This window comes from Myxococcus sp. AB056 (assembly GCF_006547365.1).
Classification (GTDB): Bacteria; Myxococcota; Myxococcia; order Myxococcales; family Myxococcaceae; genus Myxococcus; species Myxococcus virescens.
The window spans coordinates 37,564-51,189 of the sequence record NZ_VHLB01000017.1 but is presented as its reverse complement, the minus strand read 5'-3'; the positions used below and the strand labels follow the sequence as shown (position 1 = coordinate 51,189).

Here is a 13,626-nt window from a genome sequence, read left to right as displayed (position 1 = left end):
GATACTCCTCGCTTCAACGCCTCCGTCGCGTAACGCAAGTGGTACACCGCAGGGGCCGCCCGCCCCGCGAGCGCCATGTCGAGCGCGGCGAGGACCAGCTGGATCAGCTCATGATCCGAGTGCATCCCTACTTCTCCGCTCGCAATGCCCAGCGCTCCGCTAGTCCATCCTTGCGACGAGTCGACCTCAGGCGCACACCCTGAGGCCGTTCGAGAATCACGATCCTTGGTCTAGGGCGCTCAGCCCCCGTGGCCTCCCGCCGGTACCAGGACGTGCGTCAGGACGTACTTCTTGATGCGCTGGCGGAGCTCATCCTCCAGGGTGAGCGCGATTTGAGGGTGGACGCGCGCGCCCACCTCGAACAACACCGCCTCCAGCAGCAGCCCCTCCTGGGCGATGGCGAAGAGGCGGTCCAGCGTGGGGTCCGAGGCATCCGTCTTGCCCTCCGCCTTCTGGCTCTCATGGACGGCCAGCGCCGATGCCAGGCACTCCATCTCCTCCACGGAGGTGAACTGCTCCTCGGTGGAGCCCGTCATCTTCTTCCGGTGTGACGGCTCACCCAGCCACAGGGCCTTGCAGTTGGCGAACGCCAGCCAGGCAGGGTCGTGGTTGGGGTCGAACTGGATGGAGACACCCTCCGCGTCGCGCTCGGCGTACCCGCGCGGAACAATGGTGTCACTGCGGATGACCAACCCCAGGTGGGCGTTGGTGCGGAAGAACTGGCGGATGACGGGGTAGCGCGGGCTCAGCGCCAGGCACTGCGCCCAGGCATCCAGCGCCTCCTCGAAGCGCCCCAGCTTCGCCAGGGCATTGCCCTTGAAGAACCAGGCACGGTGGTCATAGGGGTTGAGGGTGGTGGCACGGCTGTAGTGCTCCAGCGCGGTGGCCGCGTCTCCGGCGAAGTAGTCCGCGTCACCCCGGAAGACCCACGCCACGTAGCACTCGGGACACAGGTCCGTGGCCTGGGCGTACAGCTTCGCGGCCTCGTCGTAGCGCTTCGCCTGGAAGTGGGGCTCGGCCTCATCGAGCAGGGCTTTCATCCCGGCGGGCGTGGGCCACTCGCGGATGGTGCGGCGGCCGTCCTCCACCTTCACCTGGGGGACGTCAATCAGGGCCACGCGCTGAGGCCACAACTGGTCGCCCCACCCGCCCGGGGGTGAGTCCTTGCCCTCGATCCGATAGGCGACCTTGGAGTCCTCCAGCACCTTCACGATTTCGGACGGCGAGAGGTACGCCGGTGTCTCGTGCTCCGCCTGGGACGTCTCGGTGGCTTCGATTGGCGCTGCTGGGACGGGCTTCGGCGTGGACGCGCACCCGAGGACGAAGGAACAACCAAGGACGATGAAGAATGGACGCACGCGCGAGGGCCCCTTCGAAGGATGCGAGGACAACGGGCACCAGTCTATGCCCTGGAGTTCCTCCATCCGGAGCCTCGAAACACATCGACACGTCCCGAGCCTCCTCGGCTGGGAGATGTCCACCGTCAGGCAAGCACTTCGGAGGTGGCTTGAAAGGGGTCGCAGGGAGCGCCCAGGCCCCGCACATCCTCCTCGCGCCGCAGGTCCTCCTCCGGCTCAGGGGTGCGCGCCAACGGTGAGGTCGATGTCCCTGGCAGCCCCGGCGCGCAGCACCTTGGCGTGCACGGTCTGGCCCACACGTTCCGGAGGCAGTTGCGCGACCAGGTCATCCACCTCTCGCAATGGCTGCCCCTCGAGCGTGAGCAGCGTGTCACCCGGATGCAGCCCCGCCTCCTCGGCCGGGCCATCCGGCTCCACGCTCGCGACCTTGAGGCCGCTCTGGGTGCCATGGGTCTTCGCGAGCTTCTCCGGCAGCCGGACGGGGAAGGCCCCCATCCCGAGGTAGCCGCTCGGCGCTTGTGAGGGCGCCTTCGTGGACGTGGCCTCGGTGCTGGCCGGCGACTTCTTCCCCCCTGGTTTCGCTACCCCTCGAGCGACCTCGCGCTTTGTGTCCTTCATCGCCTTGCGCGCGCCGCTCGCAGCCTCACCGCCCTTGCGCGCTGCGCCCCGGGTCGCCTCTGCGAACGCGCGTGTTGCACCCTGGGCGCTCTTGGTGACCTCGTCGAAGGCGCGTGTTGCGTCCCGGGCGCCCTCGGCGACGTCTCGCGCCACTTCCTTCGCCCTCACCGCGGGCTCGCGCGGCGCTCGCTCCTTCACTTCGCGCTTGCGTGGCGCCCCCGCCCCCTGCTTCGGCCCTCCAGCCTTCTGCAGGCGCAGGCGCGTCGCGGCCGGGGGCCGACCCACTCCACCACCATGAGTCGCCATGGACATGCCTTCGCGCAATCGCTCCTTGAAGCCCTCGGCCACGCCTCCTTGCGTCGGCGCTCCACCCGCGCCACCCCTGAGCAACCGCTGACGTGCGGCGGCTGGGGGCCGCCCCACTCCACCATGGGTCGCCAGGAACATGCTTTCGCGCAATCGGTCTTGGAAGGACTCGGCTCCCCCCTTCTCCGCCACCTTACGGAGCAGCCGCCCAGCGAGCAGTCCAATGCCCAGCAGCCCGAGGATGGAGCTCCCCGGACTCGCCTTCAGCTTTTTTTGCGCGGCGCGGAGCCACTCCTCCATCGACGCTTCCTGGAGGTAGAGGGTGGTGTCCTGGAGAATGCGGCTTCCCCCCTCGAGCACGGGCCGCGTCAGCACGGTCGGCAACCGCCTGGCCGCGACCGTGAGGAGCCTCGCTCCGGACTGCGCAACGTTGGCGATGAGCGCCTCGCGCTGCGCGTGGAAGCGTTCCAATTCCTGCGCCTGTACATCCTGGGGGAGCGTCTCTTGCTGGACGCGCTTGCGCGTGTTCCCCCCGTTCGCAATTCCTTTGACCGAGGCCATGGGTGCTCACACCGCTGACGCACACGCGTGCCGGACGCGCATGCGTTGTCCGAGGAGAACGTAGACACGACAGGCGGCGAAGTTCAGGGAGGTGAGGCGGCCCCGCCCCTCCCGCCCCTGCCAGGTCGATCTGCCACCTCCCGGGCGATGGGCAGGGGGGACGCCATGACTGACGAGCCCCCTCAGGCGATGCGCCGATATCCACCACCAGGCATCACCAGCCGGCCCCTATCCGTGCCGCTCCTCGCCGGTCATGGGGCGGGCGGAATCCCCTCCTTCGCGTCTTGCCGCTGGGCATGGAGGGGGGGACGCCAGAGCTTTGAATCACGACAGGTGGAGCAATGGCAGAGAAGACTGGCATCAGCGGTGGAGGGTTCCTCGAAGGAATCACCACCCTCGTCACGAAACTGGCGGAGCTCGCGGAGAAGGGCGAACAGCTCCAACGCTCCGGAGAGATTGGAGCCTCCGACAAGGGGCTCAGGGGCGTCTATGGCTTCAACGTGCGGATCGGAGGAGGCACACCCGGTCAACCGAGCGGCATTCCGCGCGTGGAGCCCTTCGGGAACATCCGCCAGGATCACCAGACCGGCAAGGCGGTCGTCCACCCCATCCGCGAGCCCCTGGTGGATGTCTTCGAAGAGGGGCCGGACGTGCTGGTGGTGGCCGAGCTGCCGGGTGTCGACCGCAAGGACATCACGCTGGAGCTCCGCGAAGACATCCTGACCCTGCATGCCGAGCACGAGGCGCTCAAGTACCACAAGGAGGTCCTGCTCCCCAGGCGCTTCACCCGCCGGCAGATGCACACCCGCTGCCGCAACGGCGTCCTCGAGATCCGCCTCACCGCCCAGGAGGAGCGCCGCTCGTGACCGTCGCGACACGGGAACATACGCGGACGCTGCGCGCCGCCGAGTCCCTCGGCAAGGACCTGGGCCGTGGCCTCGCCCGCATGGACCCCGCCGACATGAAGCGGCTGGGGGCGCATGTCGGCGACATCGTCACGCTGTCCGGCAAGCGCCGCAGCGCGGCCAAGGTGATGCCCTCGTACCCGGACGCCCGGGGGCGCGGAATCCTCCAGATTGACGGTGTGACCCGGGCCAACACCGGGGTGCAGTTGGACGAACCGGTGAAGCTGACCCTGGCCCCCGCCCGACACGCCGAGAAGGTCGTGCTGGCGCCCCTGGAGTTCACCCCCGCGCAGCGTGACCTGGCCTACATCGGCACGCTGCTGGACGGACTGCCGGTGGTGAAGGGAGACCGGGTCCGGGCGCTGCTGTTCGGCAGCCGCACGGCCGACTTCCGCGTCGTCGAGACCGCTCCTGTGGGGGCGGTGGTGATTCACCCCAACACCCTGCTGGAGGTCGCCAAGGCGCCGGAGAAGGAGAAGGTGGCGCACGAGCGGGCGCGCGCCGTCAGCTACGAGGACGTGGGTGGGCTGAAGCGGGAGCTGGGCCGCATCCGCGAGATCGTGGAGCTGCCGCTGCGGTATCCGGAGGTGTTCGAGCGGCTCGGGATCGACGCCCCCAAGGGGGTGCTGCTGTATGGCCCGCCGGGCTGCGGCAAGACGCTGATCGCCCGGGCGGTGGCCCACGAGACGGCGGCGGCGTTCTTCACCATCACCGGCCCGGAGATCATGCACAAGTTCTACGGAGAGAGTGAGGCCCACCTCCGGCAGATCTTCGACGAGGCCCAGCGCAGGGCCCCGGCCATCATCTTCGTGGACGAGATAGACGCCATCGCTCCCCGGCGCGAGAACGTGCAGGGCGAGGTGGAGAAGCGCGTGGTGGCGCAGCTGCTGTCGCTGATGGACGGCCTGGCCCAACGCCGGCACGTCATCGTGCTGGCTGCCACCAACATCCCCAACGTGCTGGACCCGGCGCTGCGTCGCCCGGGGCGGTTCGACCGTGAGATCGCCATCTCCATCCCCGACCGTACGGCGCGCAAGGAGATCCTCGCCATCCACAGCCGGGGCATGCCGCTGGCAGAGGACGTGGACCTGGACCATCTAGCGGCCGTGACGCATGGCTTCGTAGGTGCAGACCTCCAGGCCCTGTGCCGCGAGGCGGCGATGCTCTGCCTGCGCCGGCTGATTCCCCACATCGACTTCGCCTCGGCCGAGATTCCCTACGACGAGCTGATGCAGGTCCAGGTGATGATGGCCGACTTCCAGGCGGCGCTGCACGAGGTGGGGCCATCGGCGATCCGCGAGGTGTTCGTGGAGACCCCGGACGTGGGTTGGAAGGACGTGGGCGGACTGGGGCAGCTCAAGCAGCGGCTCATCGAGGCGGTGGAGTGGCCGCTCCGGTATCCCGAGGAGTTCGCGCGGGCCAAGGTCCGCCCTCCCAAGGGCGTGCTGCTGAGCGGCCCTCCCGGCTGCGGCAAGACGCTGATGGCCAAGGCCGCCGCCCACGAGAGCCAGGTCAACTTCATCTCGGTCAAGGGCCCGGCGCTGCTCAGCAAGTTCGTGGGGGAGTCCGAGAGGGGGGTGCGCGAGACCTTCCAGAAGGCCCGTCAGGCGGCCCCCTGCATCGTCTTCTTCGATGAGATCGACTCGCTCGTGCCGACGCGCTCCGCCGGGGGGATGGACGAGCGCGTCACAGAGAGGGTCGTCAGCCAGTTCCTGGCCGAGATGGATGGCATCGAGGAGCTGACCGGCGTGCTGGTGCTCGCGGCCACCAACCGCGCGGACCTGCTCGACCCTGCGCTGCTGCGCCCGGGACGCTTCGACCTGCTCGTCGACGTGCCGCTGCCGGACCGCGAGGCGCGGCGCGACATCTTCCAGGTCCACCTGCGCGACAAGCCCGTGGAGAAGGATCTCGACCTGGGCGTGCTCGCTACACGCAGCGAGTCCTTCTCCGGCGCCGACATCCAGGCCGTGTGCAACCAGGCCGCCTGGGAAGCCGTGCGTCACGTCATCAGCGGCAAGGGAAAGCGCCTCGTCATCACATCCGAGAGCCTGCTCAAGGCAATCCGTGGGCACAAGGAGGCACGCCGGCCATGAGAGCCCACAGCAATCCCCGTGTGCAGGGGCGCCGCAAGGGCCAGCAGGCCCTGTACGTCTATGGCTTCACGCGCGCAGGGGCGGTGGAGCGCTTCTCCGTTCCCGGTGTCAGCGGCGCCGCCGACGTGCGGGCGCTGAAGCTGGGGAACCTTGCCGCCATCTACAGTCCTCTCTCGATGGAGGAGTTCCTGGGGCCAGAGGGTGCGGACCACACCCAGGACCTGGAGTGGGTGGCCCCCCGGGCCGTCAGGCACGAGGGCGTGCTCGAGGAGGTGATGCAGTCCTCGCCGGTGCTTCCGGTGAGCTTCGGGGCGATCTTCTCCTCACCGCGAGCGCTGTCCAAGGCGGTCGACGCCCACCGGCAGGAGATCTCCAGCTTCCTCGACGACATCGCCGACAAGGAGGAATGGGCAGTCAAGGTCTACGCCAACGCCCAGCGCCTGCGCGCGCATCTGGAGCGAGCGCCCGAGTTCCGCCAGCGCCTCCAGCACCTCCCTGAGTCTCCCGGCGCGCGCTACTTCCACGAGAAGAAGATGCAGCGCGAGCTCGACGTGCGCAGCCGCAACGAGGGACAGAGCCTGGCGGCCCACATCCGCGAGGAGCTCGCCCCGGGGGCGATCTCGGTGAAACCGCTGCGCCTGGCGGATCACGGGCTCTCCGGCCGGCAGGACGACATGGTGCTGAACTCCGCGTTCCTGGTGCACGCCGGGCAGGTGCAGCGGTTCACCCAGCGCGTGCAGCAGCTCGCGGCCCGGTACCAGCCGCAAGGGTTGACGGTGGAGGCGACTGGCCCCTGGCCTCCCTACAGCTTCTGCCCCAGCCTGGAGGAGCGGCCGTGAAGTCAATCGTGTACGGCATCCTGGACGCGCGACAGGCTACGAAGGAGGCGCTGCCGCCGGGGCTGAACCAGGCGCCGCTGATGGCGGTGAAGCACGGCAACCTGGCTGCGGCCATCTCGCCGGTGGCGGAGGAGCTGGCCTCCTCGGCCGGCATCGAGCAGGCGCTGGAGTACGCCCGGGTGGTCGAGCAGCTGCACCGACGACTGGCGGTGTTGCCCATGCGCTACGGCTGCTTCGTCCATCACCCCGAACAGGTGGTGGAGTTCCTGCACCGCTACGAGCAGCAGTTCTCGGACGCGCTGGCCCAGGTGGAGGGCTGTGAGGAGATGGGTCTGCGCATCCTGTTCCAGGAGTCGGATGTGGCCGAGCCCCCGGAGCAGACAGGGGCGCCCACCGAGGCCGACGCCCAGACCCGCGGACGGGCCTACCTGGACAACCGGCGTCGCTTCTACGCGCAGCAGACACGTGTGGACCGCGCGGCCCGGCGCATGGCGGAGCGGGCGCAGGCGGCCTTCTCCGGGCTGTTCGTCCGCTGCACCTGGGACCATGCCGCTCGCCCAGACGGGCAACTGCTCTCCATGGCCTTCCTGGTGGAGCGCCCCAAGCTCGCCGAGTTCCGGCGGGCCTTCCTTCGCTTCCAGCAAGACGGCCCCGGCAAGGTGATGTGCAGCGGCCCGTGGCCCCCCTACGGCTTCGTGGCAGACCTGGCAAAGCCTGCCCTCGCGGCCCTCGCCGACCTGGAGCACCTCCAAGAGAAAGGATGAATACGTCATGGCAAATGTCTCAACTTCTACCGGGACGTCCTCGTTGGGCGACGTCATCGACCGGATCCTGGACAAGGGAATCGTGGTCGATGCCTGGGTGAAGGTCTCGCTGGTCGGCATCGAGGTGCTCTCTATCGAGGCACGCGTCGTGATCGCTTCGGTCGAGACCTACCTCAAGTACGCCGACGCCATCGGCCTCACCGCCGCTGCGGCTGCGCCTGCCGCGGTCTGAAGCTCCACCTGAACGGGAAAGGACAACGTCATGCCACGCGCCAAGACTCGACACGAGAAGTCCACCCCGGAGGGGCGCTACCTGTACGCGGTGGTTCCGATAGAGGTGGTCGACTCGCTGAACCTCGACACGCCCGGCATCCAGGGTGCGGACGTGCACCCGGTGACGTCCGGAAAGCTGGCGGCCATCGTCAGCAATATCGAGCAGCAGACGCTTCGGCCGGAGCGCAAACTCCTCAGCACCCACAGTGCAGTGCTGGGCCAGGTGATGGACCAGGCGCCCATGCTGCCGGTCGCGTTCGGCATCATTGCCGGCAGCGAGCGGGAGGTCCGGAATCTGCTGGCCGAGCACGCGAACGACTTCCTCACGCAGCTCCGTGAGGTGAAAGGGAACGTGGAGCTGGGCCTTCGGATCCGGCTGAGCGACCCCGATGCGTTCGGGTACTACGTCAACGCCTTCCCCGAGCTCACGGCGATGCGGGACGACCTCTACCGCGAGGGGGAACCGTCGCGCGAAGAGAAGATCGAGCTGGGGAAGTACTTCGTCGACCTGCTCAACGGCTTCCGTGAGGCGACCGCCGACAAGGTGCTCGATGGAATCGAGTCCGTGGCCAGCCAGACCGTGCTCAACGAGCCGCGCAATGAGTCGGAGGTGGTGAATCTGGCCGCGCTGGTGCCACGAAAGAAGGTCGGCGCCTTCAACGCGGCCGTGAAGAAGCTGGGCGCGACGCTGCCCGAGAACTTCCAGGTGGACGTGACCGGCCCCTGGCCGCCGTACCACTTCACCCAGCTGCGAATCCACTTCGAGCAGGTGGAGGAGGCAGCGCAGGGGGCGCCGTGATTGTCCTGGATGACATCCTGATGGCCCCTGTCCGGAGCATCGCGTGGATCTTCCGCTCGGTGCACAAGGCCGTGCAGGACGAACAGGCCCAGGAGCAGACCGACCTCCGCACCCGCCTGAGCGACCTGTACCAGGAGCTCGAGCGCGGCGAGATCACGGAGGAGCAGTTCGACGAGCAGGAGTCGCAACTGCTCGACCGCCTGGACGCGTTGAAGGCAGCGCAAAAGGAGGCAGGGCCTGCGACTCCTGAAACAGGCCCTGGAGATGAGAACAGATGAACGGGCAGGCGACGACACCCGAGGCACAGCAGGAGCGCGCCTCGGTGTTGGAGTTGCTGGACCGGGTGCTCAACAAGGGCGTGGTCATCAGCGGTGACCTGGTGATTTCGGTGGCCGACGTGGACCTCATCTACCTGGGCCTGCGGCTGCTGTTGACCTCGGTGGAGACGGCGCTGGAGGTGGGCACCCTTCCCGAACATCCGCAACGCTTGCAGTGAGGCGGGAGGAGGACCCGCCCACGCGCGGGATGGGAGACGGGTGAACCATGGCAGTCGAGGGCGCACCACAGGCGGTGGAGGAGCTCGCGCGAGCGTTGGAGCCGACGAAGCCGCCCAAGCTGGAACTGGACGAGGAGAACGTCCAGGCCGGGCTGGTGCGGCTGGTGCTCGCCGTCGTCGAGCTCATCCGCCAGTTGCTGGAGAGGCAGGCGCTGCGACGGATTGACGGCGGCTCACTGAGCGAGGAGCAGATTGAAAGGCTGGGCGTCACCTTCCTACGCCTGCAGGAGCAGATGGATGACTTGAAGAAGCAATTCCACCTGACGGACGAGGACCTGAATCTGGACCTCGGGCCGCTGGGCACGACGCTGTGAGGCTGGCCGAGCAGCGGACAGAGAGCGAGGAGCCATGGCCCAAATCGACGATCGCGTGACGCCGCCCCCTCAGCGACACTACCCGCCCACCTCGACCCGCAGCAGCTCCGTGGCCGACATCCTCGAGCGGGTGCTGGACAAGGGCATCGTCATCACCGGGGACATCAAGATCAATCTGACGAACGTCGAGCTGCTGACCATTCAGATCCGACTCATCATCTGCTCGGTGGAGCGGGCGCAGGAGATGGGCCTGGACTGGTGGACGACCAACCCCAACTTCAGCTCCCGTGCGCGACAGCAGCTCTCGGCGGCTCAGGCGCCCGTGGCGGCTCCGGCTCGAGGTGCCTCGGCCGAACCGGCAGCTCCGGCCCCACGTGCTGCTCCCAAGCCCAGACGCGCGCCCAGGGCCAAGAAGGTATAGGGAGGCGCACCGCCGCGAGCATCGCCTCGCGAAGCGGAGGCCGGCGCCGCTCAGGCGTCGAGCAGGTCCGCCCAGAAGCGTACCAGCCGCAACACGTCCATCAGTGCCTGTGGCCCGTCCATCTCCGCGTGGGTGATGAGCGGCGTGGCCAGCGCGTGGACCTCGGTGTGGGGACGCAGAGCCGCGGCCAGCCGGCTGGACTCCATGGCGGGAATCACCGTGTCCCCCGCGCCATGCAGCAGGAAGACGGGCGCGGTGGACGGCGGCGAGCGCTCCGGCGACAGCGCCGGGTCCGCGGCGAACGTCTTCACGAAGGGCAGCAAGCGTGGGCCCAGCGCCGCCACGTCGCGCGTGTTCACGTAGCCCATCAACGTGGCCGCAGGCTCCGGCAGCCCCGCCTGGAGGTCACGCGCCTTGGCGAACGTCTCCGCCGCGAGGCGGCCATCCACCATGGCTTGATGGGATGCGCGCAGGAAGGTCCGGATGCCCGCGCGCAGGGGCTCCACCTGTTCGGGAGGAACCAGCTTCTCCGCCACGTTGAGCAGGATGATGACCACGCCATAGTCATGCGGGGCCAGGTGACTTCCATCCGGCAGCTCGCCCGAGCACAGGAAGGTGAGCACGCGCGGCAAGTCCCCATGGCCGCCAAAGGAAAGCGTGGCCGCCACCCGGTCCTGCAAGGCGGGCCGTCCTGCCGCCACCACCGACAGGCCGCCGGAGAAGCTGATGCCGAACAGGTTCACCTTGCCGTCGGGCGCCAGGTCCGCTTGCGACGCGGCCCACACGGCGGCGTCCTCGATGATGTCCGGCAGGCGCGGCGTGATTTCGTAGCGCAGCAGGTCCGGCGGCTCCGGGGTGAGCACCGCCTGGCCGCCCATGGCCAGGTCCTCCGCCAGCTTCACGAGCCGAGGCTCGTCGATGCCATCCGCGTGGACGCCCGAGGTCAGCACCACCGTGCGTCCGCGCTGCGTCACCGGCCGGAACAACCGGGCACGCACCGGGCCGTGACGCGTGGGCACCTGCACGTCACTCACCTCGAAGGGCCCGGTGCGCCAGTCCGCGAGCGCCGTCTCCACGCGGCCCTGCATGCCCGCCGCGCGCACCACCAGCGACAAGCCCTGCAGCCACCCCGGCACCACGAACAAGCCCGCGGCCAGCAGCGCCATCAGCGTCGCCGCCAGACTCCGCCGCACCACCCGAATCATTGGAAGAGGTGCTCCACGAAGGTGCACAGGCGCTCGCGCTCGAAGGGCTTCTCCAGCAGCCCGCGCGTGCGGCGGCCCACGAACTCACGCGCCTGCGCGGTGAAGGCGCCCCCCGTCATCAGCCCAGTGCGCAGCGCGAGGTCCGGCGCCAGCCGCTCCAGCTCCACCACGAAGTCCAGCCCGCTCATGCCCGGCATCATCACGTCGCACAGGATGGCATCGAATCGCTCTCCCATCGAGAGCAAGCGCAGGGCCTCGCGCGCGTCCTGGACGACGTGAATCTCATACACGTCACGCACCAGCCGGCTCACCGAGTTGCCCACGGAGGGCTCGTCATCGATGAGCAGCAGACGTCGACGGATGCGAGCGGGCGCCGGCTCCACAACCTGCGTCTGCTCCGCGCCATCCGTCCAGCCCGCGGACTGCGCGGGCAGGACGATGCGGAAGGTGCTGCCCCAGCCGGGCGCGCTGGAGACCTCGATGCGTCCACCCATGGCCTGCACCAGCGTCAGGCTGATGGACAGCCCCAGCCCCGTGCCCTCTCCGACAGGACGGGTGGAGAAGAACGGGTCGAAGATGCGGCGTTGCACGTCCGGCGCCATGCCGTGTCCGTTGTCGGAGACCTCCAGCTCCACGTGCCGGCTGCTGCTGGCGCGCAGGGACACCCGCACCCGGTTCTCCTCGGGCGCACGGTCCGGCAGCGCCTGGAGCGCGTTCAACAGCAGGTTCACGACAATCTGGGTGAGGCGCCCTTCGTTGCCATGAACGGGCAGCACCGGCTCCAACGTGCACGTCAACCGGGCGACCAACCCAATCTGGTTGCGGAGCAGCCGCAGCGCGCCGTCCACCACGTGCACCATGTCCACCGGACCATGCAGCTCTTCATCCGCGCGGGAGAAGGTGCGCAGGTCACGGACAATCGCGCTGACGCGTCCAGCGCCCTCCTGCGCTTCGGCCACCACCTCACGCAGCTCCATGAGCTGGTCGTGGGACAGCTCCGGCTGGGCGAGCAGCTCGCGCAGGTACGAGAGATTGGAGCTGACGTAGGACAGGGGGTTGTTGATTTCGTGCGCGACGCCCGCGGCGAGCGTGCCAATCGACGCCATCCGATCCGCCAGCACCCACTGCGACTCCAGCCGCGCGCGGTCCGAGGCTTCGAGCAGGCTCGGCGTGGGCAGGGCATCCCCATCCGACAGCGCCGACAGGCGCCGGCGCAAGCTCGCGAGCCGCACGCCCCAGTGTGTCCCGGGCGCGGGCAGACACTCATCGGCACCGGCTGCGGCCAGGGCGTCGGCTTCAACAGGCGCGCGGCCCGTGAGCACGACCAGATGCGTGCGGGGTACGCCGCGCAGGGCATTCAATCGCTGACAGCTCGTGCACAGCTCCGACAGCGGGCCGCCGTCGTCCCACAGGATGATGAGTCCCTCGGAGATGGCCCCGGGCAAGGTACCCGCCAGGGGCACACGCAAGATCTGGCAGTTCCGCCCCGCGTCGGACTCGAGAATCCCTCGCTCGACCTCCTCCGACACCTCGGGAGGTAATGCCACCAGCGTCACAAACACGGCGTCAATCCTCCGGCCCCATGAGCCCCGGGTTCCGCGCGCAGGAGCCGAAGCCACCTGCCCATTGCAGCGCCCGGGCGCTCCACGGTCAACGTCGTCGCGTCGCCGACAGTTCCCTGCGCTTCCGAGCGGTGGCTCCTTGGACCCGGCGGGTCGCCGTCGCCACCACCTGTGGCCCCACGGCGCACACCGGCAAGAGCGGACAGCGACCGCAATTCTCCGGTACGGGTTGGGCGGGGCAGGCCCCACTCATGCCGTAGTGGCACAGTGCGAAGTCGTAACGGACAGGGTCGGCCGGGTCCAACACGCGCAACGCGGCTGTCACCTCCTCCGCCGTGCGCCACGTCAAATCATTGCGGTGAGTCAGTCCCAGGTGCCGCGAGATGCGACCAATGTGGGTGTCCAAAGGAATCAGGAGCGCGGAAGGTGGCACGCGCTTCCAGATGCCGAAGTCCACGGTGTCCGGGCCCCGCACCATCCATCTGAGGTAGAGATTGAGCCGCTTGGCCGCTCCCCCACCCAGCGGCGAGGGCAGCAGGTGATGCAGGCCGCGCTCCGGCCCCAGGGCCTTTCGCAAGGCGTCCATGGGGATGGCACGCAGGCCCGTCGTGAAGTGGTCCAACGCGCCGTGCAGGGTGTCACGCGCCTGGAGCCCCTGGAGGAACAGCGCCTCCAGGCTGCCCTGCTCCCGCAGCACACGCCCCATGCCCAGCAGGAGCACCGCCACGTCCGTGCCCACGTTGAAGCGGTACACGAAGCCTTCGAGCAGCGCCCGCGCGCCTCGCACGTCGAGCGCCGTGACGAAGGCGGCGGGAGACGGCCCCATGCGGCGCAGCAGCGCATCCACCTTGGGACGGAACAGGTCCGCGCGGCCGTACGCCAACCCGGCCGCCAGCAGCGCGCTGACCTCGATGTCTCGGGGGTCCTGGTAGCGGTGCGGGAACTCCACCGGATCGAAGGCGATGCGGGCGCGCGCGTCGGTGGACGTCAGCACGGCCTCCAGCCGTGGCCGGAGGTGCTCGGCGGCTCGGGGCGAGAGTCCAGCAACCAGG

15 protein-coding genes are annotated in these 13,626 nt (G+C 68.8%); 10 read left to right on the top strand and 5 right to left on the bottom strand.

The genetic code is table 11. The features are described 5' to 3' along the window. Positions 1–239: 239 nt before the first annotated feature. Together FMP39_RS10575 and FMP39_RS10570 are read right to left on the bottom strand one after the other, a co-directional pair. A complete protein-coding gene (locus tag FMP39_RS10575) occupies positions 240–1,358 on the bottom strand; it encodes a tetratricopeptide repeat protein (protein WP_228557855.1) in 1,119 nt (372 codons plus the stop codon). A gap of 216 nt (positions 1,359–1,574) precedes the next feature. Beyond that, positions 1,575–2,843 (bottom strand): PDZ domain-containing protein, encoded by a 1,269-nt coding sequence (locus tag FMP39_RS10570; protein ID WP_141589792.1) that lies wholly within the window; start codon positions 2,841–2,843, stop codon positions 1,575–1,577. Between the two features lie 341 nt (positions 2,844–3,184). On the opposite strand from FMP39_RS10570, the gene hsp20 reads away from it, so the two are divergent. The 10 genes from hsp20 to FMP39_RS10520 are packed head-to-tail and all read left to right on the top strand — an operon-like array spanning position 3,185 to position 9,807. Continuing rightward, complete coding sequence (gene hsp20, locus FMP39_RS10565) at positions 3,185–3,709, top strand: archaeal heat shock protein Hsp20 (protein ID WP_141589791.1); 525 nt, start codon at positions 3,185–3,187, stop codon at positions 3,707–3,709. Then, positions 3,706–5,841 carry a CDC48 family AAA ATPase gene (locus FMP39_RS10560; RefSeq protein WP_141589790.1) on the top strand — a complete coding sequence of 712 codons (2,136 nt, stop codon included), beginning with the start codon at positions 3,706–3,708 and terminating at the stop codon, positions 5,839–5,841. Before hsp20 ends, FMP39_RS10560 begins: the two co-directional genes overlap by 4 nt. Continuing rightward, positions 5,838–6,680, top strand: coding sequence for a GvpL/GvpF family gas vesicle protein (locus FMP39_RS10555; RefSeq protein WP_228557854.1), 843 nt, complete (start codon positions 5,838–5,840; stop codon positions 6,678–6,680). The genes FMP39_RS10560 and FMP39_RS10555 overlap by 4 nt, the downstream gene beginning before the upstream one ends. Beyond that, a complete protein-coding gene (locus FMP39_RS10550; RefSeq protein ID WP_141589789.1) occupies positions 6,677–7,444 on the top strand; it encodes a GvpL/GvpF family gas vesicle protein in 768 nt (255 codons plus the stop codon). Before FMP39_RS10555 ends, FMP39_RS10550 begins: the two co-directional genes overlap by 4 nt. Positions 7,445–7,451: 7 nt before the next feature. After that, complete coding sequence (gene gvpA, locus FMP39_RS10545) at positions 7,452–7,676, top strand: gas vesicle structural protein GvpA (protein WP_141589788.1); 225 nt, start codon at positions 7,452–7,454, stop codon at positions 7,674–7,676. Between the two features lie 30 nt (positions 7,677–7,706). Beyond that, a complete protein-coding gene (locus tag FMP39_RS10540; RefSeq protein ID WP_141589787.1) occupies positions 7,707–8,516 on the top strand; it encodes a GvpL/GvpF family gas vesicle protein in 810 nt (269 codons plus the stop codon). After that, complete coding sequence (locus FMP39_RS10535) at positions 8,513–8,794, top strand: gas vesicle protein GvpG (RefSeq protein WP_141589786.1); 282 nt, start codon at positions 8,513–8,515, stop codon at positions 8,792–8,794. Before FMP39_RS10540 ends, FMP39_RS10535 begins: the two co-directional genes overlap by 4 nt. Then, the gene (locus tag FMP39_RS10530) at positions 8,791–9,012 is read left to right on the top strand and encodes a gas vesicle protein (RefSeq protein ID WP_011552834.1); all 222 of its coding nucleotides are present in this window, start codon (positions 8,791–8,793) and stop codon (positions 9,010–9,012) included. Before FMP39_RS10535 ends, FMP39_RS10530 begins: the two co-directional genes overlap by 4 nt. A gap of 47 nt (positions 9,013–9,059) precedes the next feature. Then, positions 9,060–9,386, top strand: coding sequence for a gas vesicle protein K (locus FMP39_RS10525; protein WP_141589785.1), 327 nt, complete (start codon positions 9,060–9,062; stop codon positions 9,384–9,386). Positions 9,387–9,420: 34 nt separating this feature from the next. Further along, the gene (locus FMP39_RS10520) at positions 9,421–9,807 is read left to right on the top strand and encodes a gas vesicle protein (protein WP_141589784.1); all 387 of its coding nucleotides are present in this window, start codon (positions 9,421–9,423) and stop codon (positions 9,805–9,807) included. Between the two features lie 50 nt (positions 9,808–9,857). Here FMP39_RS10520 and FMP39_RS10515 read toward each other — a convergent pair whose 3' ends face one another. From FMP39_RS10515 to FMP39_RS10505, 3 genes are all read right to left on the bottom strand, one after another. Continuing rightward, on the bottom strand, positions 9,858–11,012 hold the full coding sequence (locus FMP39_RS10515; RefSeq protein ID WP_194858342.1) for a hypothetical protein: 1,155 nt from the start codon (positions 11,010–11,012) through the stop codon (positions 9,858–9,860). Next, positions 11,009–12,574: an ATP-binding protein gene (locus FMP39_RS10510; RefSeq protein ID WP_194858341.1), complete on the bottom strand. Its 1,566-nt coding sequence runs from the start codon at positions 12,572–12,574 to the stop codon at positions 11,009–11,011. Before FMP39_RS10510 ends, FMP39_RS10515 begins: the two co-directional genes overlap by 4 nt. Positions 12,575–12,662: 88 nt before the next feature. Continuing rightward, positions 12,663–13,568 carry a TIGR02757 family protein gene (locus FMP39_RS10505; protein WP_141589782.1) on the bottom strand — a complete coding sequence of 302 codons (906 nt, stop codon included), beginning with the start codon at positions 13,566–13,568 and terminating at the stop codon, positions 12,663–12,665. Positions 13,569–13,626 lie beyond the last annotated feature (58 nt).